This is a genomic window from Pedobacter sp. GR22-10 (assembly GCF_026239715.1).
Classification (GTDB): domain Bacteria; phylum Bacteroidota; class Bacteroidia; order Sphingobacteriales; family Sphingobacteriaceae; genus Pedobacter.
Map to the genome: position 1 here is coordinate 608,042 of NZ_JAPIVR010000002.1, position 24,609 is coordinate 632,650.

Genomic DNA, 24,609 nt, shown 5'->3' on the forward strand with positions numbered 1-24,609 from the left:
ACATTTCGCCTCTAAATTTGTTATTTTTATGATGATTATTTAATCTTTCCGATATGAATTTTAAAAAAATATTAATTGCTGTGGACAACAGCACCTGTTCAGAAAAAGCGGCTAAAACTGGTTATGATATGGCTGAAAAATTTCAGGCTGAAGTGGCGTTGGTTAATATTATAGAACCCGTTCCTGCAAATGTAAATCCCGACTTAACGCTGGCGCCGGTATTTTTGGAAACTTACGACAACAGTGAAGAGAATAGCCACATCCTACTTAAGGAGATTGAAAATAAATATGGCAATGGTATCCAAACAACCTATCTAAGTGTGATAGATACTGCTGCCCATGGCATTATTCAACAATCGGATGAATGGGGATCAGACCTGATTGTTATTGGAACTTATGGCAGAACAGGTTTATATCACTTTTTAATGGGAAGTGTGGCAGAGCATGTGGCTAGAAAATCTGCCTGTCCGGTGTTGATTATTCCGAATAAATGGGATTTAACTGCTGAATAATTTAGAATCAATGAAAAAGCTCCTTTATCTTCCGCTCCTTTTTGTATTATTCACCTGCCAGTTTACACAGGCACAAACCAATAACACATCCTTTTCCGTTTCTGAAAAAAAAATCCATCAGATCGACCAGCTCTTTAAACAATACCTGGATAGCGGCTGGATAAAAGGCATTACTGCGAACATCTCCGTGGATGGAAAAACAGTTTACAGCAAAGCTTTTGGCAATCAGATAGGCAGGCCATTTAAAACCGATGATATTTTAAGAATTGCTTCACAAACAAAAGCAATTACCAGCGTTGCGGTAATGATGCTGCTGGAAGAAGGCAAATTTTCACTGGATGATCCCATTTCCAAATATCTTCCAACTTTTAAAAATCCGCAGATTTTAGATAAATTCAATCCAAAGGATACCACTTACACCACCAAACCTGCAAAAGGAGAAATCACCATCCGCGAATTGCTTACCCACACCTCCGGACTTGGCTATGCACAAATCGGCTCACCAGAAATGCAGGCCATTTACGCTAAGGCAGATATATCAGCAGGATTTGTAAATCATAAAAAACTGTTGGAAACCGATATTGATAAATTAGGTAAACTTCCCCTTTCTTTTGAGCCAGGCCAAAAATGGCAATATAGTTTGGGCATGGATGTTTTGGGTAGGTTGGTTGAAGTAACGTCAGGATTAAACCTTGATCAATTTTTCAGAGAAAGAATTTTCATTCCGCTAGGCATGAACGACACCTATTTCGCTTTACCTAAAAATAAACAGCCAAGATTATCATCCGTTTATACCGAAGATCCAAAAACTAAAGCCGTTATACCCTGGAAGGATGGTGCGGTTAACGGATCAACGATCAATTACCCCATTAATGAAAATGGCTATTTTGCAGGTGGCGCGGGCTTAGTATCTACCGCTAAAGATTATGGAATCTTTTTACAAATGCTTTTAAATGGTGGTGAATACAAAGGCAAAAGAATGCTATCAAAAAACAGCGTAGCCTTAATGACCCAAAATCAAATGGGTAAGATTCCGTTTGGAGCCAATTATTTTGGCTTAGGTTTTGAAGTTGTCTCAGATAAAGGAAGTAAAAAATTAGGTCAAACAGCAGGTTCTTATGGCTGGGGAGGATTTTTTGGTTCAACCTACTGGGTAGATCCTCAAAAGAAAATGACGGCACAGATTTATGTTCAGCAATCACCATTATCTCACGGGCAACTGCCTAACCAATTTAAAGCAATAATTTATCAGGATGCTAAATAAATGGTATAATCCTTAAACCAAAAGTGATGGTATGGAATCTTTAGCAATGCCTTATTCCTTTGCGTGAAAATTAGTTTTACCAATTTGAAATGTCCCGAATAAATGCGATGTTTGAGATGATTTCTTCAATCAAACAAAATGAAAATTCATTTATTCGGGGCTTCTGCTTCGGGTGTTACCACGCTTGGCCATGCACTCGCAAAGAAATTACACATTCCCTACTTTGATAGTGACCAGTATTTCTGGCTTCCATCTGAAATACCATTCGCCTTAAAACGCAATCCTGAGGAAAGAAACCAATTGATCAGAACAGCTTTAACAACACATGAACACTGGATTTTTGGTGGATCAAGTGTAAGCTGGGGTGATGATGTATTTCCTGAATTTGATTTGATTGTATTCCTCTGGATTCCGCCTGAAATAAGATTAAAAAGACTCAAAGAAAGAGAGCTGGAGCGGTATGGAACGGCCATTTACGATGATCCAGATCGAAACATAAGATACCGGGAATTTATAGAATGGGCAACTCAATATGATATTGACCCGAATGAATCAGGCTTTACCGGCCGTTCTTTAAAGGTACACGAAGACTGGATAAAATCCTTAAACAGGGAAGTACTGGAAATCAGGGGTGATTTTAGTGTAGAAGAAAGATTGGAGCGAATTATGAAATATCTTTAAAATAAAAAGGCGCTAAAAATTAGCGCCTTCAATTGTGATATCTTTCAGAGCTTATCCTTCCTGATGTAACCAGGCTTTTTTCGCTAATAATTCATCTTCTGTTTCGCGGATATCTTCATCATCCACGCAACAATCTACCGGACAAACCGCTGCGCATTGAGGTTCATCATGAAATCCTTTACATTCTGTACATTTATCCGATACGATGTAATAAACTTCATCAGAAACTGCTTCCTGAGCAGAATCAGCCTCGATCTGCTGATTACCAAAATCAATGATTCCTTCCAAATTTGTACCGTCTGAAAATCGCCATGCAGTACCGGCATCGTAAATTGCGTTATTAGGGCATTCCGGTTCACAAGCCCCACAATTTATACACTCATCTGTTATTTTAATTGCCATGTCTTCGTCTAATTCTTTTGCTTAGGTTACCTTTGCGCTGCAAATATAAGATATAATCAATTAATAATAATTCTAAATATGTCAGCATTAACTCAGGAAAAAGCAATTATTGCATTCAAAACACTAGGCAAAAAACTTGCACATCCTACTGACTTTTTAGGAGATGCCATTTATCAGGTTAAAAACAGCAATGCCTGGTTTACTGGAGAGAATATAGAAAAAGCAATTCTATCATTTTCTGAAATGTTAAATGATGCGGATGTAAATCAATGGTTTAAAACTGTTCAGTTTACCTCATCATCAAAAAAAATAGGTTTAATCCTCGCCGGGAATATTCCTATGGTTGGTTTTCATGATGTGTTATGTGTACTGGCTACGGGAAATATAGCCTTAATCAAATTATCTTCATCAGATGACAAACTGATCAAAATGGTGATTACAGCGCTGATCAGGATTGAACCTGCATTTGATGACAAAATTGAGTATGTGGAAAGGCTGAAGGATTTTGATGCTGTAATTGCGACCGGTAGTAATAATTCATCCCGATACTTCGATTACTATTTCAGTAAAGTGCCCAACATCATCAGAAAAAACAGAAATAGTGTAGCTGTGCTTGATGGAACTGAAAGCCCTGAAGACATTGATAATCTGGGTGCCGATATTTTTGATTATTTTGGTTTGGGTTGCAGAAACGTTTCTAAACTTTACTATCCCAAAGGTTATGATATTGCGCGTTTTTATGAAGGCATTGAGCGTTATCAAAACATCATCAATCACTTCAAATATCAGAATAACTACGATTACAATAAGTCGATTTACCTGGTGAATATGGCCAAACATTTTGATAACGGCTTTTTATTACTAAAAGAAGATGAGCAGCTAACCTCTCCGCTGGCGGTTTTATTTTACCAGGAATATAAAAGTCTTACCGAGGTTGAAGCTGAATTGAGTGTGCAATCTGACAACATTCAATGCATCATTTCAAAGGCAGATTTAAAATGCCCTAAATTTAACTTCGGAGAAAGCCAGCACCCTAAGCTCTGGGATTATGCTGATAATGTTAACACGGTTGAATTTTTAAATCGCCTGGCTTAAATATTTTAAACAGGTTTGCTTTGAACCGGGCAGCTTCTTCTTTTGCCTTTCAGCTTTCAGCTTAATTAGCTATTTTTGGACACCATGTATATCGTTAAAGTAAAAGGCATCGCCAAAATCCCGGATTACGTACAGTTAAGGGATGATAAGTTTACACTTTTGGCTTATTTCAGGGTAGACCGGCCAGATAAATCGCTGGAAAAACTCGGTTTGGCTGAGAAACAAGATTACATTATGGAAATGATCAAAGATTTGCCTTTCGGGCAGATTGCTAAATTAGAAATATAAAATGGCAGGAAACGCAGTAATTCACTTGAGCAATGTTGATGTTTTTCAACAGAAACACTTAGTACTTTCTAACGTAAATTTACATATCGAAAAAGATGAATTCATTTTTTTAATCGGCCAGACCGGTTCAGGCAAAAGTAGCTTACTGAAAATATTATATGGCGATTTACACATTGGTAATGGCGAAGGAAATATTGCAGGTTTTGATCTGAAAAATTTAAAGGAAAGCCAGGTGCCGTTTTTACGCCGCAAACTGGGTGTAGTTTTTCAGGATTTTCAACTGCTTACAGATAGGACAATTGAAAAAAACCTCGAGTTTGTTCTAAAAGCCACCGGATGGAATGATGCTAAACTAATTAGTGAGCGGATTAAAGATGTGCTGGATAAAGTGGGCTTACGTTCAAAAATCAGGAAAATGCCACACGAAATTTCAGGTGGTGAGCAACAGCGGATTGTAATTGCCAGGGCGCTGTTAAATGATCCTGAAATTATCCTCGCTGATGAGCCAACAGGAAATCTAGATCCTGAAACATCAGCAGAAATTGTAACCCTTTTAAAACAAATCAGTCAGGCCGGAACAGCTGTTTTAATGGCAACACACGATTATCACATCATTCGTACCTTTCCTTCCCGCATTATTAAATGCGAAAATGGCGTAGTATTGGAAGGTGCGCAGGGGATTTTAGATTTGTAGAATTAGATTTTAGATAGGAATCTTGTCAAAATCGTAAATCAGTAACCCTAATTCATTCTGCCAAAATCGTAAATCAAAAGTCTGCAAACTTATGTCTGCTGTCAATCTGTTCAGATTATTCCAAATAAATCTGCCAGCTTGGCTGATTTACGTTAATGGCAAAATAGTTGACACTAACACAAAAAATTCAGCCTGTATATTATGTTTAATAAGAAGAAAAATAACGATAAAGACGAAAATATAGTAAATCCTGAAAATACATCAGAAAACCCTGTAGAAAATGCAGAACCAACTGATGCAACGGTAAATGATACCGAACAAGCTCCTGAATTATCGGCAGAAGAAAAATTACAAGCTGAAGTTCAACAGCTTAATGATAAATATTTAAGATTATATGCCGAATTTGATAACTATAAACGCCGTACCCAAAAAGAGCGTGTAGAGTTATTGCAAACGGCAGGAAAAGATGTAATCGTATCGCTATTACCCGTTCTGGATGATTTCGACCGCGCCTTAAAAGCGATGGAAACTGCAGCTGACGTAGCCCCCGTTAAAGAGGGTATCCTATTGGTTAGCACCAAATTAAAAAACACACTTGCACAAAAAGGCCTAAAAGATGTATCAAGCATCAATGAGCCTTTTAATACCGATTTCCATGAGGCCATTACAAATATTCCTGCTCCTAACGAGGATTTAAAAGGAAAAGTAATTGATGAAGTGGAAAAAGGCTATACCTTAAATGATAATGTGATCCGCTTTGCTAAAGTGGTGGTAGGAGCATAAATTAATTATTGAATACCAGAATGATCGAGTGATTGAATGGTTTATACATTCTCTAATTCAATCCTTCAATAATTCAATCATTTTAAAAAGAAGATGAGTAAAAGAGATTATTACGATGTATTAGGCGTTAGCAAAAGTGCCGCAGCTGATGAGATAAAGAAAGCCTATCGGAAAATGGCCATTAAATATCACCCGGATAAAAACCCTGGTGATAAAGCCGCAGAAGATAAATTTAAGGAGGCAGCAGAAGCTTACGAAGTTTTAAGCAGTCCTGAAAAAAAACAACGTTATGATCAGTTTGGTCATGCCGGAGTAGGCAGCAGTGCATCAGGCGGCTATGGCGGTGGTAATATGAACATGGATGATATCTTCAGTAATTTTGGAGATATTTTTGGCGGACATAATCCGTTTGAAAGCTTTTTTGGCGGTGGAGGAGGCGGTGGTCAGCAACGTGGTGGCCGCAGAGTAGCCAAAGGTTCTAATCTTCGCATTAAAGTTAAATTAACGCTGGAAGAAATTGCGCATGGCGCAGAAAAGAAGATAAAGGTAAACAAACTGGTTGTTTGTAAAACCTGCGATGGCACTGGTGCTAAAGACCAATCTTCTGTAAGTACTTGTGGTACCTGTGGTGGTAGCGGACAGGTGAGACGTGTAACAAATACCATTCTAGGTCAGATGCAAACAGCATCTACCTGCCCTACTTGTAATGGTAGCGGACAGCAGATAACCGCTAAATGTAATGTTTGCCACGGCGACGGTGTAGTGCGCGGAGAAGAAACCATTACCATAAACATTCCTGCCGGTGTAAGCGAAGGCATGCAGTTAAGCATGAGTGGAAAAGGAAATGCGGCTCCAAATGGTGGTATCCCTGGGGATTTAATTATTTTAATTGAAGAAACCCCACATGAAACCCTAAAGCGTGAGGGAAATAACATTGTTTATGACCTTCATTTAAGTTTTGTTGATGCGGCATTAGGTTTAAGCATAGAAGTGCCAACGATTGACGGAAAGGCTAAAATAAAAATCGAGCCGGGCACGCAAAGTGGCAAGTTATTGCGCCTTAAAGGTAAAGGCTTACCTGAAGTGAATTCATACCACAGAGGCGATGAAATCATTCACATTAATATCTGGACACCAAAAGCACTAAGCAGCGAAGAGCGCAATGTTTTAGAAAAACTACGTGAATCACCCAACTTTAAGCCTCAGCCAGGTAAAAATGATAAAAGCTTCTTCGAAAGAATGAAAGAATATTTTGAGTAATTCCTTTTCTAAAAGCATATAACAAAAACCCCGATGGCAAAGCTACCGGGTTTTTTGTTGTGTTAAAATTCTAGCACTGAAATTAAAAAAAATCTTCATTGCAACGCAGCTTTTCAGCTGGCAATACAATTTTATTCTACCAACTAACCTACAAAGTAGTTATAAGTAATACGCATATATTCATGCTTCCGCACTAAATCTTCCATATCGCTTTCAGTTAATTTTCCTGAAGCAGAAGCATCTCTGATTGTTTTTTTTGCCTCGATCAGGTAATCTTTGAAACTTTCATTAAAGCGCTTAAAAGATCCGTCTTTACTTGGGAATTTTGTAGCATCAGGGGCATCCATTTCGGTATGTTTTTTATTTTGTGCATCCAGCGCCTCATAAGCTGATTTTATTTTAGACTCATCCGCCTTAAAATTCTTAGAGCCAATTAGCAGCTTGTTAAACTCTCCTACAGCCTTTCTATCATCTTTCATCGCAAAAATATATTCTTTTAAAGGATGTGTTTTTAAAATAGTCCTTTCTGCATCATCTCCAATAGCTTCAAGTTTGGCCAAAACATTCTCGTCATATTGATAGTAAGCTTTACTCATCGAATAAATAGAATCAATCAGCTTTTTACCTTTAACACTTTTGTCGTCCTTCCAATCTTCAGCCTTTAGATAATCATCTAAAGATTTATAAGTATCCTTTATTTTTGTAAATGTTTCATTCAAACCAGCCACATTTTCTTTAAAGTATTTCTGGTCGTCACTGCTTAAAGCAGATGGTGGTGTTTCTGGTTTAAGTTTTGAATGGCTAAAAGCAGATGAAGAATAAGGTGAAACAATACCGATAAAGGCAAACCGATCATTGGGATTGTTTAGCCCTTTTGCTATCTTCTGCAAATTCTCATCAAGTCTTTTTAAGTATTCATTGTTTTTATCGGTCAAACCAACCAAAACATTATTATACTCTACAATCTGATTGGCATCATCATTGTCGGCATCCGCATATTCCGTTTTTGTTCCATCTTCCTTCTTTTTATCTCCACTTTTGCAGGCTGCAAATGAAATGGCAACTGCCACCACTAATAGTTTAATTGTTAATTTCATTTTTTTAGTTATTAATTTATCTGATATGAATTGAAAGCTTGCCCTCAGGCGAAAGCTTAAACAATTACAACCTTAAGTTGTTTGACCGGAAGATAGATGATTTCTGAATATGAAATTAAACTCCGGCAGGCATTAAAAACTTTAAACAATTAACCACTGTTCTATCAACAAAAAATGAATCGTTTGATTTAAATACTGATCCTTAATATATGGAAAATTTATACTTAGTTTGTCTGGTTCCGCCTCCTTCAATTGTGGAAGATATCGATGAAATCAGAACTTATATTTCTTCAGCATTTAAGGTTTATGAATCCCTAAAGCGCCCTGCACACATTACGCTTTATAACCCGGTAAAAATTACGTCTTCGCAGATGGAAGACCGTTTTTTCAATGCGCTGTCTTCTACGATCTTTCAGGATGCTTTTATTCAGGTGCTCTATAATTTCAGTTCATTTCCACCACACACCTTCTATCTGGATGTGGCACAAAATGAAGGCATTATGTTTCTTCAGGCGCAGATTAAAGCTGCTTTAAAACCTTTAAAGTTATTGATGGAAAAGGATAACTTTAAATTTACGCCACATTTAACATTGGCCTTCAAAGATGTAAAGCCTGCTGTTTTTGAAGAGATCGTTAAAACATTTAAAGACCGGAAGTTTAAAAGAGAATTTTTAGTAACCGGATTTTCCGTTTATAAGCATATAAATAAAAGATGGCAGCCATACAGAGAATTTCTGTTTAAAAACCCCAGAGATAATCCAAATAACTTTGATCTTTTCAGTTAATTAAAACGGCATTCCGATTCCAAAATTATATTGAACAAAACGATAAGTATCTGGCGAGTGGGTAGCATTATAACTATCCTTAAATTCTTTTGTTCCTGAAAATAACTTACCAATTACCCATTGATCGTTACCTGAAAACTGAGGATCTTTTAGCTTTATGCCAACATCAAAACGAAAAACAAAATACTGCACATCGTACCTGAAACCAATACCTGTTCCAATGGCTACCTGTTGAGCTAATTTGCTTAATTTAAACAAGGTCTTTTCCCTATCTGCCTCCTCTACATTAAATATAAAGCTTGAATTATTCAGGTTCCAAACGTTACCTGCATCAACAAAAGCGGCCCCTTTTAGTTTGGCTCCCAAAAAATTCCTCACCAGGGTACAGCGATACTCAAAATTGGTTTCAATTTTCATCTCTCCCAATTGATCCAGACCAAAGAAAGCTTTACGTGCTTCCGGAGTGGAAATGACTTCACGGTTGTAATTACCAGGCCCTAAAGTTCTGGCCTGCCATGCCCTGATCCCGCTTGATCCACCGGCAAAAAACAGCTTTTCAAACGGAATTCCATAGTTGATGGCATTGCCGTAAGCATACCCCACCCCTGCATTTAACCTAGCAATAAATTGTTTTTCTCCGCCCAGGTGCTTGTACCATCTCAAATCAACTTCAGGTCTTACATATTGATTAAAGGGTAAACCAAAAATTTTGGCTGTATTACTCCTGTTGGGGTCACGTTCTGCACCTGTAATACTAGTTATGGCCTGTAATAAATTACCTGCTATATCAACTCCACCTCTGAAATAAACAAACGTTCGGTACTGATTTAATTTATCATTATTTAAGGTATATACGTACTTCATGCCCAAAGTAAAATCTTTTCTGTTCAGCAATGCAGCATAATACTTATTATTATTAAGTGTTACAGAATCTACACCTGATTCAATATTTCCAAACCGGTATTCAAAATTCAATGGCGTAAAAGAGTGAAGCTTTGATTTGGTTTCGAACCAGTCATAAGTTACGGAATTAATAAATATATTTCTGACAGAAATGTCCTTTTGCAGGGCATAGATATAACTTGACGAAAAAGTCGTATGTGGCATTCCGTTCCCGCCCAGTTCAGGATTATAGAAAGGAATGATTAACCTGGGTACAGAAATACTAGCACTTACTGAAAAATCGCGCTGATAAATATCTTTAAAAGGCTTCGAACCATTTCCTATACGTGATTGCAAGCCACCTTTAACCTGTAGTTCGAAACGTTCAGCCCCCCTAAACAGGTTATTATTAGTGTAGGTATTACTGAGGTTAAAGCCCACTGTACCGCCATTAAAGGGCACCTCCCCTTCTACCCGATTACTCATTACCTTTTGTGGTGTGAGTAATATAATCGGAATAATTTTATTGGATGTGCTGTCGCGGTTATAATAATCGATTTTTACATTTTTAAAAATGTTCAATTCATAAAGACGATCATAAGTTAAGTTTTCATTCCGGATATCAAACATATCACCCTTTTTCAGAAAATCATATCTTACAATTGGATTTCTTCTGTATCTTTTAGAAAAATCAGTAAAAATAATACCCCCAACAGTATCTTTACTCAGTTTACTTCTTACGGAATCGGGAAAGCCATTCGGACTGGGTGCAATAATCATATGTGTATAATCGATGTTATACTGTTTATGAGGTCCTTTAGGCGGATCGGTAATGTTTAATCTTAAATCAACTTTTTCAGGTTTTTCTGTTTCGATCACATCAAAATTTACATATGGACGAAGGAAATAAAAATAGCCGTTTTCTTTCATTACCCGATAAATCTGCTCACGCTCATAGGTAAGTGAATCAACATCATATTGCATGCCTTCGTGCAAACGTGAAAAAGAAGGCTTGGTGCTATGGTAAACACTTTTTACACTCGGAGTAAATATCGAGTCTGATATTTTATCAATATAGGAGGGTTTCCCCTGGCTGGCCTTAAATCTGATTTCAGCCTTTTTATTTTTCACCGCTACATCTGCGGTAACCTTTGCTGAAAAATAACCTTTACCTGCTAAAAACTTTTCAATCTGATTTCTGGAAATTTCAACCAGCGTGCTATCTAAAATGGCTGGCGGTGTACCAAATGGTTTTATATTATTGGTTTTATAACGTCCGTCCTTCGTGTTAAAAAGATTATACAGCGGTACATTGATGCTAAAGGCAGAAAGCGGCCTGATATCCTTCTGTACATAATTGTATGCCTGCTCTTCAAATCTTTTATCTACACTATCAATGGTTACCTTTTTAACAATTGACTGATCATCGGCAATGTATTTTGTGGAGGAACAGGCCTGTATTAAGACAATAAATAATAGTAATATTGCAGGACTTTTCAGTTTAGAATATATAGAGGATTGATATGCTTTCAAAATCACAGATTAGTTTTATTAAATCATTACATCAAAAAAAGTATCGTAAAGAAAATGGGCTGTTCCTGGTTGAGGGCATAAAATCGATCAAAGAATTTATATCATCAGATTACCGGATTGACACCATTTACTACATTGGTGAGCAATATCAACATTTACCCAAATTACCTGCAAATATAAACTTATTTGAAGTAAACAACGCTGAATTAAGCAAGATTAGTACTTTACAAACCCCGCAAGGTTTTTTAGCGTTAGTTAAAATACCCGAAACTAAAACAGCCACTCAAAAAGACCTTAAAAATAAATTCACACTGATACTGGATGGCATTCAGGACCCTGGAAATATGGGCACCATTATCCGAACGGCAGATTGGTTTGGTTTTGAAAATATCATTTGCTCGATGGATACAGTTGAGGCTTATAATCCTAAAACGGTACAAGCCACCATGGGCTCCCTGGCTCGCGTTAACTTATTTTATGAAGACCTGCCCGTTTTACTGGCGAATAATGATATTCCGGTTTTTGGTGCCCTGCTGGAGGGAAATTCCATTTACAAAACGAATTGGGGCCAGGAAGGATTGGTGGTACTCGGCAACGAAGGGAAAGGAATTTCAGCTGATGTGATCAAAAAAATCAACTATCCTGTAACCATCCCCCGGATTGGGGCGGCAGAATCATTGAATGTTGCCGTAAGCGCGGCTATTTTTTGCACTGAAATCGTGAGGGTTAAAAATTAAATAGATATTTATTGCGATATTATTTGCGGACTTAGTAATAATTGCTATTTTTGCAACCTTGAATTTAAAGGTCGAGTGGCCGAGTGGCTAGGCAGAGGTCTGCAAAACCTTCTACAGCGGTTCGAATCCGCTCTCGACCTCCATTTGTACAAATAAAATAATTAAAAGGTTATTACCATGGCAGTTACCAGATTAAAAAGAAAAGACAGAAGAAATAAAAATACAGCTCACCAAGAGGTAGCATTTTTAAAAAGAGCAACTAACATCGAGTTAGGAAGCCGTTCTGCTCAACCTAAAAACGATCAATTGGCTAAAAACAATGCTGTTTTAGCTGGTTTAGCAAAATAGTTTTTAGAAAGAAATTCTTCTTAAAGATTTAAAGCATCCTTCTGATCAAAGGATGCTTTTTTATTGGTTAAAATTTGATGTAAATTTATAGCATCAATAAAATTAAATGTTTACGCATCACGGAAAATCAAGAACATTAAGTCATAACCTAAAAATTGCTTCTCTCTTGTCTTTCGTTGCCGGTGTGGTAAATGTTGCCGGTTTTTTAGCCGTCCAAAAATTAACTACAAATGTTACTGGTCATTTTGCATTTTTTGTAGATGAGGTTTTTAAACTTCATTTTGGCGCGAGCATGGCGTATTTTCTTTATATCTTCTTTTTCTTTTTAGGTTCATTTACATCCAGTTTTTTGATAGAAATCATATCCAGAAAGAACATGCGCTATGTTTTTGTCATACCTACCATCATAGAATGTATTATCTTATTTCTTGTTGCCTTATTCGGCAAAACGTTAATTACAGAAAACCCGAATTTAATCGCCTGCAGTTTATTGTTTGCCATGGGGTTACAAAATTCATTAGTCACAAGAATTTCTGGCGCACTTATTCGCACTACCCACTTAACTGGCTTATTTACAGATCTCGGCATTGAACTTTCACAATTATTTTTTCGCAAAACTGAAGAGCAAAGAAGAAAATTAATCACAAACACGCAATTACGATTAAGAATAATCTGCTTCTTTTTTATTGGTGGTGTTATTGGTGGCCTCACTTACCCTTCTCTTGGCCTGCACAATTTATTCATACCAACCATAATTTTAATATTAGGCTTATTTTACGATACGCTAAAGTTTAAAATCATTCATTGGAAAAGAAATCATTAACAGGAGAAACTGTTTTTAAGATGAACAAACAACCTTAGAGATTTTACATTTAAATTGATCTGCTGACTTAAAATTCTAGATGCGTCAGTAAACGATGTTTACTGAAGGCAACCTAAGGATAAACAGAAAACTTTATTTTATCAGCGACTTGCAGATGGATTTGATTAATCCCGGTCCTTCATAAATAAAGCCAGTATACAGTTGAATCAGACAAGCGCCAGCATCCAGTTTTTCTTTTGCATCTTCAGGAGAGTGAATGCCACCCACGCCAATAATCGGGAAAGCTTTATTTGATTTTTCGGAGAGGTATCTGATCACTTCTGTAGACCGCTCTTTTACCGGTTTACCACTTAAACCACCCGTTTCCCCTGCCAAAACTTTTTCTGTAGCTAAATTCGCTCTGCTGATGGTGGTGTTGGTGGCGATAATACCGGCAATATTGGTTTCTGCAACAATCTCAATAATATCATCCAATTGGGCGTCCGTCAAATCAGGTGCTATCTTTAATAAAATCGGACGTGAAATATCATTTTTGCGGTTACGTTGCTGGAGGGTATTCAGAATATTTTTTAGTGGCTCCTTTTCCTGCAATTCGCGAAGACCTGGTGTATTGGGAGAACTCACATTCACGACAAAATAGTCTACTACATCAAAAAGCCGATCAAAGCATTTAATATAGTCACTTACCGCATCTTCATTTGGTGTAGCCTTGTTTTTACCAATGTTTCCGCCAACCACAATGTCAGGATGCCTGTCTTTAAGCAAGCGCAAACGCTCAGCCATCACATCCACACCTTTATTGTTAAACCCCATACGGTTGATCAGTGCTTCATCATTGGGTAAGCGGAACATCCTGGGTTTATCATTGCCCGGCTGTGGCATTGGGGTAACGGTACCTACTTCCACGAAACCAAATCCAAGGTTACTCAATGCTTCTACATATTCACCATTCTTATCAAAACCAGCGGCCAATCCAACCGGATTTCTGAATTTAATGCCGAAAACCTCTTTTTCCAGACCTTTGATGTTAATATCAAAACTACTCCGGATGATGGTTTTGCCTAAGGGAAACTTATCATTAAACCATTTGAGCCGCTTAACCACAAAGTAATGCACATTCTCAGGGTCAAATTTGAAGAAGATTGGTTTAATCAGGCGATACATGCCACGAAGATAAATAAAATATGGAAAAAAGGGATGATGTAATACGGAAATCGGACAATCGCTTACCTTAATCCCGACACCACATCACCACTTTTCAGGCATCCTGTATTTTTTAGTATGCTGCTGTAAACTGTTCTTGATGATGTGCATTTTTTTCCAGCTCATCGGCAATTACAATGGATAAATCCTCAACAGATAATATCGAACGACCTTCTTCATTAAAAACCGGGGAAGTTTTGCCTAAACGGTACTTACCCGTGCGGCCAATGGTAATCCCAGGATGCATTTCAATGGCCGGACTAAAAAATACCCAGTCCAGATCTGTTTCTTTTTTTAATGTGTTAAAGTAATCCCTAACCGCAGTGGCACCAGGTTTAATATCTGCAGGAAAATCAGGTCCATCTACCAACTGGTGACCATCGATTTGTAAAGTACCGGCACCCCCAATAAAAATATAACGTTTAACACCTGAAGCTTTAACACCTGCCTGAATAGCCTCAGCTCCTGCAACCGTATCGTGATAAAGGTTTGGATTGGTCCAGCCCGGATTAAATGCACTTACCACTGCATCTGCACCCTTTAAAGCCGCAGCTAATGCATCAGTATTTAATACATCAGCGGCAACTTTTGTTACTTTTTCATCTGTACTTTCAATTTTATCGGTGTCACGGGCAATGGCGATTACCTCGTTTCCGCGACTTACCAGTTCATTCAAAAGGGCTTTACCTACAAAACCCGATGCGCCAATCAATGCTACTTTCATGTTTTTAAAATTTAATTGTGATTTAATATTGTAATAATTTTTATTACAGTTAAGGTTAAAAAATTTTAATTGAAATTCAAGGCAAAATCTGCCAGTGTTTGTTTAGACAGGTTTTCAATCAGAGCCTGTTCAGCCTGCGTATACAAATCTGTTAAATGCTGATTGATCTGTCTTCCAATCGGACATTTCGGATTAGGATCCTTTTTATGCTGCCCCAAAATGTGATCTGATTTTACAGCAGTATACACTTCCCCTAGATTAATATCTGTCGCATTCTTCGCTAAAAAAGAACCGCCGCCTTTCCCCTCTTTGCTATCGACAAAGCCATGCTTGCGCAGGTTCATAATTTCTTTGCGCACCAGCACCGGATTAATGTTAATGCTTCCGGCCAGGTATTCCGAACTCATCACCTGCCCTTTCGCATCATGGAGCAAAGTGAGGATATGCAGGGAAACTGGAAACCGGCTGTTCATCTGTAATATTTTTTGTTACAGTACAAAGATAAGCAGTTTCCCTGCTTTTCAAAATTTATTTATTCTTTTGCTAAAAAGAATCATAGCCTTTGTTATCTGGCATCCTTAATCCAATAAATGATGAAGCTGTGCATATTGTAAAAGCATTATGGTTTTTCCATCTTTAATTTCGCCTGTTGCAATCATGCTAACCGCATCATCAAAAGACATTTCCAACACCTCAATATTCTCCTGTTCTTCATGGTGTCCGCCGCCATCACCCACTTTCATTTCTTTTGAATATTCAGCCACAAAAAAATACAGGATTTCCGTCACAGAACCCGGCGACATGTAGGCTTCGAACACTTTTTTTACATCTGTAATTTTGTAACCTGTTTCTTCTTCTGTTTCGCGTTTAATGGCAGTTTCAGCATTGTCCTGGTCCAGCAAGCCGGCACAGGTTTCAATCAGCATGCCGTTTTCATTCCCGTTTACATAGGTGGGAAGGCGAAACTGACGGGTCAAAACAACGGTTTTTGCCTGTTTATTATAAAGTAAAATGGTTGCACCGTTGCCCCTGTCGTAGGTTTCGCGACTCTGGGTCTCCACTGATCCATCCTTTTTATGGTATTCGAAAGTAACTTTATTTAAGGTATACCAGTTATCTGACAACAGTTCAGTGTCAATGATCTTAATGTTTTCGTTGTTCATATCAATTGCTTTGCGCCCAAATATATTACTAATCTTGAGTTCACTTCACTCAAATGGTACATAATTTAACTGATCATTCATTTCCATCAGCGATCGCGTCACTATTTAAAAAGAAGGGCAATGACTACAAGTTAGGGTACAATCGTAAACCAGGTGCAGTTAATTGCAGGCAAGACACAGCCTGATCTTATTCCATTTACTTATAAAATGGACTGAAATTCTTTTCATTTCCAATTTCATTTTGAAACTAAAAAAAGCCTTTAAAATTCGTACTTTTGCAGCCGAAATGATTTCAATAAATAATTTAACATTCCTGATTGGCTCCAGAGCCTTGTATGATGAGGCCAACTGGCACATTAAACCAGGAGACAGGGCTGGCTTAATTGGTGCAAACGGAACGGGAAAATCCACACTTCTAAAAATAATTGTGGGCGAATACGCACCGAGTTCGGGTACAGTTTCCATGTCTAAAGACCTGAAAATCGGTTACCTCAACCAGGATTTACTCTCTTACGATTCACACCATAGCATTTTGCACGTAGCCATGGAAGCTTTTGAGCGCCAGAACAAGCTGCATGATGAAATTGAAGAGCTGCTTAAAAAAATAGAGACAGATTACAGTGAGGAAGTTTTATATAAGCTGAGTGATAAACAGCAGGAATTTGAGGCACTTGATGGTTACAACATCGAATACAGGGCCAATGAAATTCTGGCTGGTCTGGGTTTCAGTACAGCCGATCAGTTACGTCCGCTAAATACCTTTTCAGGAGGTTGGCGCATGCGGGTAATGCTGGCCAAAATTCTTTTGCAAAACCCTGATATCCTCCTGCTGGATGAGCCGACCAACCACATGGATTTACCATCCATTAAATGGCTGGAAAACTATTTAATGGGTTTTGAAGGTGCCATCGTCATTGTATCACACGATAGGTACTTCTTAGATAAAATCGTAAACCGCACCGTTGAATCACGCAAAGGAAAATTAACGGTTTATGCCGGTAATTACAGCTTTTATGTAGAAGAAAAAGCATTACGCGGAGAGATCCAGAAAGGCGAATTTAAAAACCAGCAGGCGAAGATTAAACAGGAAGAGCGTTTAATTGAGCGTTTTAAGGCCAAAGCCTCAAAGGCGAAAATGGCTCAATCACGCATGAAAGCCCTGGATAAAATGGAGCGTGTGGATGATGTAGATGATGATAACCCAACGGTAAATTTCAGCTTTAAATTTACCAAACCATCCGGCCGCCATGTGGTCCGCATTGAACATGCTACCAAACATTATCCAAATGTTCATATTTTGGAAGATGCAGAGGCTGTGATTGAAAAAGGCGATAAAATTGCCTTAATTGGTGCCAACGGAAAGGGTAAATCCACTTTACTGAGGATGATTGCCGGTACGGAGAAATTTGAAGGTTTTTGCGAAACCGGGCATAATGTAACTACCACTTTCTTTGCACAGCACCAGCTGGAATCCTTACACCTTGAAAATTCCATCCTGGAAGAATTACAGGCATTTGCGCCAAAACACAGTGATACCGAATTGCGCAGTATTTTAGGTTGTTTCCTGTTTACCGGTGATGATGTATTCAAAAAAATTAAAGTACTGTCCGGAGGAGAGAAATCACGTGTGGCCTTGGCGAAATCCCTAACCACAGATTCGAACTTCCTGATTCTGGATGAGCCGACCAACCACCTGGACATTCAGTCGGTGAACATCCTGATTCAGGCATTGGAACAGTTTGAAGGTACTTTCATTGCGGTATCTCACGACAGGTATTTCCTGGATAATGTGGCCAATAAAATCTGGTTTATTGAAGGCGAAAAAATTAAGCAATATCCGGGCACGTATGAGGAATATGAAGAATGGAACAGCAAACGTGAAATTCCGGTTTCAAAACCGATACCGGTAAAGATGCCTGAAAAGCAAAAGGAAGAACCTAAACCTGCTACACCAAATACCGCCAGTCAGTTAAAAAAACTGAATGACGAATTGAAGAAAACAGAAACTTCCATTGCTGAACTGGAAACATCCGTAAAAAATATTGAGGCAGAACTGGCTGATGAAAATGTTTATGGCAAATCGGATAAACTGGCGGAAGCAAATAAGCGTTATTTAGCTACCAAAAAAGATCTGGATCAGCATCAGGCTAAATGGGAAACCTTAGCTGCTGAAATTATGGAGCTGGAAGGTTAAATAATTTTTAATATTGATAAAAGCCACAGGACTATTTCTGTGGCTTTTTTTTATCAAGTTCAGTAAGTCAATTCTACCAGCCAAATCATCCTTGCGAAGAGGCTTCTTCAGCCGACGAAGCCATCTCTTTTGCAGGCCCATCAAAGGGAAATCGCTTCAGCGGATGAAAGATCTGCTTCTCAAAGACGACTTTACGATGAATCTCACTACATTTACTTATGCAAAAACTGATCGTCATCCTTTTATTTTTTATCTCTTCCCTGACCTTTGCGCAAAACAAGCAAACTTTCAGCAACGAGAACAAAATATACCTGCCCAATATCAAAACGGTAATTTGCTATAACCTTTTAAAAGAACAAAGCATCCCGGTAATTACGTTGAATTCGGCAGAAAAAATCATGCTGACTTTTGATGACCTGCTGGGTGGAACCAAAAATTATTGGTACACGATTGAGCATTGTACTTCCGACTGGCAATCTTCCAGAATCTCCACCACAGATTATCTGGATGGTTTCAATGATGACCGCGTCATTGATTACCGCTATTCCTCAAACACCGTCAGAAAATATACCCATTACGAAATCAGCCTGCCGAATACACAAATCCAACCGAAAATCAGCGGCAATTATATGCTTAAAGTTTACCTGGACAACGATAAAAGTAAGCCTGTTATTTCACAGCGTTTTTATATTCTGGATAGCCAGGTAGCCGTTGCGGGCGAGATCACCAATCCCGTGCAGGTGGCAGACCGGAACGCACGGCAGAAAATTAATTTCAGCATCAATTATACCATGCAGATTGCAAATCCTTACCAGGACATCAAAGCAGTGGTGATGCAAAATTTTGATCCGAATACGGCAGTGGTTAATACCCGTCCGGCTTTTATCCGTCCGAATCAGCTGGTTTACAACGATATCAACACCAATGATTTTCCGGGAAATAACGAATTCAGAAAATTTGATACCAGAAGCCTGCGGTACAAAGCAGAAAATGTAAAAGATATTTACCGCGACAACCAGACGGTGAATGTAATGCTTTTCAAAGATGCACCCCGAAACACTGGTGCTTTCGGCAATCAGTTTGATGAAAACGGCAACTTCTTTATCCGCAACACCGATGGCAGGGATGATAAAACAGAATCAGAATACATCGATGTACTTTTTACCCTGAATGCTGCCGCACCAGGTGCCAATGGCGAGGCTTACGTGATTGGCCGTTTTAACAATTATGCACTGAACAAAGAAAATCAGCTGATTTATGATGCTGAACGAAAGCAGTTTTATGCAACCATCTTAATGAAACAGGGCTTATATGATTATGAATACACCTGGCTGAATAAAGATACCAAAACAGTAGAAACCCAGCCATTTGAAGGATCATTCTTTCAAACAGAAAACAGTTACCAGATTTTTGTTTATTATCGCCGCCCGGGTGCACGCTGGGATACCCTGGTGGGCTACACCAGTTTAAGCAATAAGATTCCGGAAAGCAGATAAAACCTTTTAGCATAAATAATAATTGTCATTTACACCTTTATTGTTACATAAATTTTCTTCATTTTAAAATGGGATAATTACTTTAGTCATCAGATTATTAAGTAATTTAAAAACACCTGTTAAAAGGTGTGTCTAACCAATCTATATGTTGAAGAGAATTTTTGCACTGGCATTAATCATCACTGTACACGGGCAAAACTTTGCCCAGGATTCAAAGTCATACACCCAATCCATCAACGGAACCAAATTAAGCTTTGATATGCAGGCCATCCCGGCCGGCACTTTTAAAATGGGCAGTAAAAACGGCAAGCCAGATGAACAACCCCTTCATGAGGTTAAGCTGGATGCTTTCTGGATGGGTAAACATGAAGTAACCTGGGATATTTTTGAACCCTTCCTTTACCGGGATTACGAGAAACAAGCCAGTATCGGTGCCATTCCTGCAGAAGTAGACGCCGTTACCCGCCCTACTAAACCCTATTTAGACATGACTTTTGGCATGGGCAAGGAACATCAGCCTGCTGTAGCCATGACCCAGTACAACGCCATTCAATTCTGCAAATGGCTTTATGTACGTACCGGTGTGTTTTACCGCCTGCCCACCGAGGCAGAGTGGGAATATGCCTGCCGGGCCGGTACCACCACTGATTATTCTTTTGGTAACGACCAGGCCAACCTGAAAGATTATGCCTGGTATAAAGCCAACAGCGACAATAAAACGCATCCCGTGGGACAAAAAAAAGCCAATGCCTGGGGGCTGTTTGATATGCACGGCAACGTTAGCGAATGGACATACGACCAGTATATTGCTGATTTTTATGCCAGAGATCAAGCAAAAGTGGCGGTTAATCCCGTGGCCATCCCCAATCAGCTTTACCCGAATGCTGTTCGCGGTGGTTCGTATGATGAAACACCGGAAAACCTCACCTCTGCTGTACGGCTGGCTTCAGACCCCTCCTGGAAACAACTTGACCCACAAATCCCTAAAAGCAACTGGTGGTTTCCTGAAGCACCCTTTGTTGGCATCCGTTTAGTTCGCCCGGCCAAAACACCGTCAAAAGCTGAAATTGATGCCTATTACAATAAACAACCGATTAAAGATTTATAATACCAATTGACCAAACCAATATAAACCAAGCATGAAAAAAGAACCAAACGTACACGAAAGACGCGATTTTTTAAAAGCCTCTGCCCTGCTGGCCGGTGGCGCCATTTTAAGCAGCATCCCCCTTGCAGGTGCTTATGCAGCGGGTAGTGATACCATCAAAATTGCACTGATCGGTTGTGGCGACCGCGGAACAGGTGCCGCATTCCAGGCGTTAAGCACCAAATTCAATTTAAAATTAGTGGCCATGGCCGATGCTTTTCAGGATCGGCTGGATAGCAGTTACCAATCGTTAAGCAGCAAGTTTGCCGCCAAAATGGATGTCCCGAAAGAACGCCAGTTTGTGGGTTTTGATGCTTATCAGAAAGCCATTCCCCTGGCAGATGTCGTTTTGCTGGTCACGCCTCCGGGTTTCAGGCCCATTCACTTTGAAGAAGCGGTAAAACAAGGTAAACATGTATTCATGGAAAAACCGGTTGCCGTAGATGCACCAGGCATCAGAAAAGTATTGGCCGCAGCTGAAGAAGCCAAAAAGAAAAAGCTTAACGTGGTGGTGGGTTTACAGAGAAGATACCAGAGTAATTACCGTGAAGCCATGAAACGCATTCAGGATGGTGCCATCGGAGACATCGTTTCCGGCCAGGTATACTGGAACAGTGGCGGGGTTTGGGTTCGTCCGCGTACGGCGAACCAGACAGAGATGGAGTATCAGATGCGCAACTGGTATTATTTTAACTGGTTATGTGGCGATCACATTGTAGAACAACATGTACATAACATTGATATCGCCAACTGGATCACCGGGCAGCATCCCATTTCAGTAGAAGGTACAGGAAGCAGGGCCTGGCGCACCGGAAAAGACTATGGTGAAATTTATGATAACCATGCCAATGAATTTACCTATGCCAATGGCGCAAAGATTTACAGCCAGTGCAGGCATTTTGAAGGCACCCGAAACCGGGTTGATGAAAGCTTCCAGGGGACAAAAGGAAAAGTTTACCTATCGGCGGGTAACCAGGCCATTATCTGGGATGCCAGCGGAAAGGAAATTTATAACCACAATACCAAAGGGAACGCCAACCCCTATCAAACCGAACATGATGAACTTTTTGATGCCATATCAAAAGGAGAATATAAATTTACCAATGCCGACTATGGTGCCACAACCACCTTTTCAGGCATTATGGGGCGTTATGCTACCTATTCGGGCCAAACCATTAAATGGGATGAAGCCCTGGCGGCAAACAACAGCTTAATGCCCGAGCGTTTCGCCTGGGATGCCAACCCGAAATTAATGCCTGATGAGAATGGCCTCTATCCTATTCCTATGCCGGGTAAAACCAAAGTTTTGTAAGGTCCTATGTATAAAATCCTGTTCCTGTGTTTACCTATACTTTTTGCTTTATTTTCTGTAGATGAAATGAAAGCATACAAAATCAGCGGACTGGCACAGGGAACAGATTATACCATCTTATATTATGCAAAGGATAGTGTGGCAACCAAAAGTGGTATTGATAGTTTATTAAAAGTGATTGATCAGTCGATGTCTTTATACCAGAAAGGTTCGCTGATCAATCAGTTTAATGCTGCAGAGAAACAAATCCGAACAGATCGTTTTTTAAATGCGGTGTTGCAAAGAAGTTTTGAAATCAATGCCGATACGAAAGGGATATTTGACATTACTGTTGCGCCACTGGTGCAGGCCTGGGGTTTCGGACCCAAGCACGTCAGCACGGTTCCTGATGCCGCAGTGATCAAATCCATCCTCCAATGTGTGGGCATGCAAAATCTTAAACTGGAAAAGGGTATCCTCACAAAAACAAAGCCCTGCATCCAGATTGACTTAAACGGCATTGCCCAGGGTTACAGTGTTGATTTAATTGCCGCTTACCTGGATCAGAAAGGAATTAAAAGTTATGTCGCTGAACTGGGCGGAGAAATCAGGGTTGCAGGTCCGAAGCCTGACGGCTCACCTATGAGAATAGGGATTGAAGGTCCCGATCAGAACGATGCACCATCCATCAGGCATATTGCGGTTTTAAATCAGGGCGCCATTACCACTTCGGGCAACTATAGGAAATTTCACCAAAGCGGGAAGAAAAAGATTTCGCACCTGATCAATGCAAGAACCGGCTATCCTTTGGAAAATGAAATGATCAGTGTAACGGTTTATGCGGCAGATGCCATAACCGCTGATGGCTATGACAATGCCTTAATGGGCATGCACCTTCAGGACGCCCTGAAATTTGTGGAAGAACGCCCAAATCTGGAAGCTTACTTTGTGTACCACCAGCCAGATGGTGCGATTGCCGATACCTTAAGTACAGGATTTAAAAAAATATTAAAACATTAAAACCGGCTTTTACATTTTAACCACCCCTAAATGAAAAGAAGTGAATTTATAAAAAGCAGCCTGCTTACAGCGGGCGCCCTTACTGCCGGCGCAGGCATTACCAATACCTTTGCCGCCGGGAAATCCGATCCATCCGCAGCAGATAAAGTGTTCAATATGGATTATGCCCCGCACCAGGGCATGTTTGAAAACCATGCCGGCAAAAGTTTTCTGGATCAGATCCAGTTTATGTATGATAAAGGCTTCCGTTCCATTGAAGATAACGGTTACCTGAACCGACCGGTGGAAGAACAGGAAAAAATCGGAAAACTGCTGACTAAACTCGGTATGCGAATGGGAGTTTTTGTGGTAGATGGCGGCGACAACTGGAAAACATCGCTCACCACCGGGAAAAAAGAGTTTAAAGATAAATTTATCGCCACCTGCAAAAAATCGGTTGAAGCAGCCAAACGCTGCAATGCCAAATGGCTTACGGTGGTTCCGGGATTTTACGAGCGCAATTTACCCTACGGCAATCAGTTCGCCAATGTGATTGATGCCATGCGTGCCGGAGCAGAAATTTTTGAACCGCATGGCTTAGTCATGGTGCTTGAAACCTTAAGTGATACGCCTGAATTATTCCTGCAGAAAACCAATGAAACCTATGCCGTTTGCAAGGCCGTGCAAAGTCCGTCGTGTAAAATTCTGTACGACATTTACCATATGCAGCGCACCGAGGGCGATTTAATTAAAACCATCGATCGTTGCTGGGATGAGATTGCCTATATCCAGATTGGCGATAATCCGGGCAGGAAAGAACCAACCACCGGAGAGATTAATTATAAAAACCTGTTTAAGCACCTGCATGCCAAAGGCTATAAAGGGGTAATGGGCATGGAGCATGGCAATTCAAAAGGTGGGAAGGAAGGCGAATTAGCCGTTATAGCCGCATACCGGGCGGAAGATAATTTCCTGTAGGGTTCAGCATGGTCAACTCAAAGCGTCGTTGCCATGACGAATTTAACGTAAATTGTCATGGCGAACCGAAGTATGGGCTGAGTGATGGCGTGAAACCATCTTTATAGTGAGCCGCATCAAACAGATGGCTTTGCCCGCTGAAAAAGTCGTCTCGCCATGACGATTCTAACGTAGGTCGTCATGGCAAACCGAAGTATGGGCTGAGCGATGGTGTGAAGCAATCTTTATAG

The 24,609-nt window shown here is 39.6% G+C and carries 25 protein-coding genes and 1 tRNA gene; 19 read left to right on the forward strand and 7 right to left on the reverse strand.

From position 1 onward, the window contains the following. Window positions 1-53 precede the first annotated feature (53 nt). The 3 genes from OQX64_RS10020 to OQX64_RS10030 all read left to right on the forward strand — a co-directional run bounded on the left by OQX64_RS10020 (window position 54) and on the right by OQX64_RS10030 (window position 2,457). Complete coding sequence (locus tag OQX64_RS10020) at window positions 54-512, forward strand: universal stress protein (protein WP_088302055.1); 459 nt, start codon at window positions 54-56, stop codon at window positions 510-512. 10 nt (window positions 513-522) lie between these two features. Next, window positions 523-1,776 (forward strand): serine hydrolase domain-containing protein, encoded by a 1,254-nt coding sequence (locus tag OQX64_RS10025; RefSeq protein WP_265818669.1) that lies wholly within the window; start codon window positions 523-525, stop codon window positions 1,774-1,776. Between the two features lie 138 nt (window positions 1,777-1,914). Next, window positions 1,915-2,457 (forward strand): adenylate kinase, encoded by a 543-nt coding sequence (locus OQX64_RS10030; protein ID WP_265818670.1) that lies wholly within the window; start codon window positions 1,915-1,917, stop codon window positions 2,455-2,457. 51 nt (window positions 2,458-2,508) lie between these two features. Here the strand turns inward: OQX64_RS10030 and OQX64_RS10035 are convergent, their stop codons facing one another. Continuing rightward, window positions 2,509-2,859 (reverse strand): 4Fe-4S dicluster domain-containing protein, encoded by a 351-nt coding sequence (locus OQX64_RS10035; RefSeq protein ID WP_088302052.1) that lies wholly within the window; start codon window positions 2,857-2,859, stop codon window positions 2,509-2,511. A 78-nt stretch (window positions 2,860-2,937) separates the two neighbouring features. On the opposite strand from OQX64_RS10035, the gene OQX64_RS10040 reads away from it, so the two are divergent. The 5 genes from OQX64_RS10040 to dnaJ all read left to right on the forward strand — a co-directional run bounded on the left by OQX64_RS10040 (window position 2,938) and on the right by dnaJ (window position 6,979). Continuing rightward, the gene (locus OQX64_RS10040) at window positions 2,938-3,954 is read left to right on the forward strand and encodes an acyl-CoA reductase (protein WP_265818671.1); all 1,017 of its coding nucleotides are present in this window, start codon (window positions 2,938-2,940) and stop codon (window positions 3,952-3,954) included. A gap of 84 nt (window positions 3,955-4,038) precedes the next feature. Then, window positions 4,039-4,242 (forward strand): fructose-6-phosphate aldolase, encoded by a 204-nt coding sequence (locus tag OQX64_RS10045; protein WP_088302050.1) that lies wholly within the window; start codon window positions 4,039-4,041, stop codon window positions 4,240-4,242. 1 nt (window position 4,243) lies between these two features. Continuing rightward, complete coding sequence (locus OQX64_RS10050; protein WP_088302049.1) at window positions 4,244-4,936, forward strand: cell division ATP-binding protein FtsE; 693 nt, start codon at window positions 4,244-4,246, stop codon at window positions 4,934-4,936. 201 nt (window positions 4,937-5,137) lie between these two features. After that, window positions 5,138-5,719, forward strand: coding sequence for a nucleotide exchange factor GrpE (locus OQX64_RS10055; RefSeq protein WP_265818672.1), 582 nt, complete (start codon window positions 5,138-5,140; stop codon window positions 5,717-5,719). 93 nt (window positions 5,720-5,812) lie between these two features. Continuing rightward, window positions 5,813-6,979: a molecular chaperone DnaJ gene (gene dnaJ, locus OQX64_RS10060; protein ID WP_265818673.1), complete on the forward strand. Its 1,167-nt coding sequence runs from the start codon at window positions 5,813-5,815 to the stop codon at window positions 6,977-6,979. A gap of 143 nt (window positions 6,980-7,122) precedes the next feature. Here the strand turns inward: dnaJ and OQX64_RS10065 are convergent, their stop codons facing one another. Next, the gene (locus OQX64_RS10065) at window positions 7,123-8,076 is read right to left on the reverse strand and encodes a DUF3829 domain-containing protein (RefSeq protein WP_265818674.1); all 954 of its coding nucleotides are present in this window, start codon (window positions 8,074-8,076) and stop codon (window positions 7,123-7,125) included. A gap of 209 nt (window positions 8,077-8,285) precedes the next feature. Here OQX64_RS10065 and OQX64_RS10070 point away from each other — a divergent pair, with 209 nt between their 5' ends. Further along, window positions 8,286-8,861 carry a 2'-5' RNA ligase family protein gene (locus OQX64_RS10070; RefSeq protein ID WP_265818675.1) on the forward strand — a complete coding sequence of 192 codons (576 nt, stop codon included), beginning with the start codon at window positions 8,286-8,288 and terminating at the stop codon, window positions 8,859-8,861. Here the strand turns inward: OQX64_RS10070 and OQX64_RS10075 are convergent, their stop codons facing one another. Beyond that, on the reverse strand, window positions 8,862-11,276 hold the full coding sequence (locus OQX64_RS10075; RefSeq protein WP_265818676.1) for a BamA/TamA family outer membrane protein: 2,415 nt from the start codon (window positions 11,274-11,276) through the stop codon (window positions 8,862-8,864). On the opposite strand from OQX64_RS10075, the gene OQX64_RS10080 reads away from it, so the two are divergent. The 4 genes from OQX64_RS10080 to OQX64_RS10095 all read left to right on the forward strand — a co-directional run bounded on the left by OQX64_RS10080 (window position 11,267) and on the right by OQX64_RS10095 (window position 13,184). Further along, on the forward strand, window positions 11,267-12,013 hold the full coding sequence (locus OQX64_RS10080; protein ID WP_265818677.1) for a TrmH family RNA methyltransferase: 747 nt from the start codon (window positions 11,267-11,269) through the stop codon (window positions 12,011-12,013). The two genes, OQX64_RS10075 and OQX64_RS10080, sit on opposite strands and share 10 nt — an antisense overlap. 69 nt (window positions 12,014-12,082) lie before the next feature. Then, window positions 12,083-12,156 (forward strand) — tRNA-Cys (locus tag OQX64_RS10085). Window positions 12,157-12,190: 34 nt separating this feature from the next. Continuing rightward, entirely contained in the window at window positions 12,191-12,361 is a 171-nt protein-coding gene (locus OQX64_RS10090; protein ID WP_010602219.1) for a hypothetical protein, read from the forward strand. Window positions 12,362-12,467: 106 nt separating this feature from the next. Continuing rightward, window positions 12,468-13,184 (forward strand): YoaK family protein, encoded by a 717-nt coding sequence (locus tag OQX64_RS10095; RefSeq protein ID WP_265818678.1) that lies wholly within the window; start codon window positions 12,468-12,470, stop codon window positions 13,182-13,184. A 132-nt stretch (window positions 13,185-13,316) separates the two neighbouring features. On the opposite strand, the gene OQX64_RS10100 is transcribed toward OQX64_RS10095, so the two are convergent. The 4 genes from OQX64_RS10100 to nudK all read right to left on the reverse strand — a co-directional run bounded on the left by OQX64_RS10100 (window position 13,317) and on the right by nudK (window position 16,274). Further along, a complete protein-coding gene (locus tag OQX64_RS10100; protein ID WP_088302041.1) occupies window positions 13,317-14,348 on the reverse strand; it encodes a quinone-dependent dihydroorotate dehydrogenase in 1,032 nt (343 codons plus the stop codon). A gap of 112 nt (window positions 14,349-14,460) precedes the next feature. Next, the gene (locus OQX64_RS10105; RefSeq protein ID WP_322974955.1) at window positions 14,461-15,138 is read right to left on the reverse strand and encodes an NAD(P)-dependent oxidoreductase; all 678 of its coding nucleotides are present in this window, start codon (window positions 15,136-15,138) and stop codon (window positions 14,461-14,463) included. Between the two features lie 38 nt (window positions 15,139-15,176). After that, window positions 15,177-15,584, reverse strand: coding sequence for an Rrf2 family transcriptional regulator (locus OQX64_RS10110; RefSeq protein ID WP_265818679.1), 408 nt, complete (start codon window positions 15,582-15,584; stop codon window positions 15,177-15,179). Window positions 15,585-15,689: 105 nt separating this feature from the next. After that, on the reverse strand, window positions 15,690-16,274 hold the full coding sequence (nudK, locus tag OQX64_RS10115) for a GDP-mannose pyrophosphatase NudK (RefSeq protein ID WP_265818680.1): 585 nt from the start codon (window positions 16,272-16,274) through the stop codon (window positions 15,690-15,692). Between the two features lie 286 nt (window positions 16,275-16,560). On the opposite strand from nudK, the gene OQX64_RS10120 reads away from it, so the two are divergent. The 6 genes from OQX64_RS10120 (at window position 16,561) to OQX64_RS10145 (ending at window position 24,379) form a co-directional block, all read left to right on the forward strand. After that, window positions 16,561-18,468, forward strand: coding sequence for an ABC-F family ATP-binding cassette domain-containing protein (locus OQX64_RS10120; RefSeq protein WP_265819047.1), 1,908 nt, complete (start codon window positions 16,561-16,563; stop codon window positions 18,466-18,468). A 218-nt stretch (window positions 18,469-18,686) separates the two neighbouring features. After that, window positions 18,687-19,964, forward strand: a complete 1,278-nt coding sequence (locus OQX64_RS10125; RefSeq protein WP_265818681.1) for a DUF5103 domain-containing protein — start codon at window positions 18,687-18,689, stop codon at window positions 19,962-19,964. Between the two features lie 145 nt (window positions 19,965-20,109). After that, the gene (locus tag OQX64_RS10130) at window positions 20,110-21,072 is read left to right on the forward strand and encodes a formylglycine-generating enzyme family protein (protein WP_265818682.1); all 963 of its coding nucleotides are present in this window, start codon (window positions 20,110-20,112) and stop codon (window positions 21,070-21,072) included. A gap of 31 nt (window positions 21,073-21,103) precedes the next feature. Then, complete coding sequence (locus OQX64_RS10135) at window positions 21,104-22,423, forward strand: Gfo/Idh/MocA family oxidoreductase (protein ID WP_265818683.1); 1,320 nt, start codon at window positions 21,104-21,106, stop codon at window positions 22,421-22,423. A gap of 66 nt (window positions 22,424-22,489) precedes the next feature. Next, window positions 22,490-23,422, forward strand: a complete 933-nt coding sequence (locus OQX64_RS10140) for an FAD:protein FMN transferase (protein WP_265818684.1) — start codon at window positions 22,490-22,492, stop codon at window positions 23,420-23,422. A gap of 30 nt (window positions 23,423-23,452) precedes the next feature. Then, on the forward strand, window positions 23,453-24,379 hold the full coding sequence (locus OQX64_RS10145; protein ID WP_088302032.1) for a hydroxypyruvate isomerase family protein: 927 nt from the start codon (window positions 23,453-23,455) through the stop codon (window positions 24,377-24,379). The last annotated feature ends 230 nt before the right edge of the window (window positions 24,380-24,609 follow it).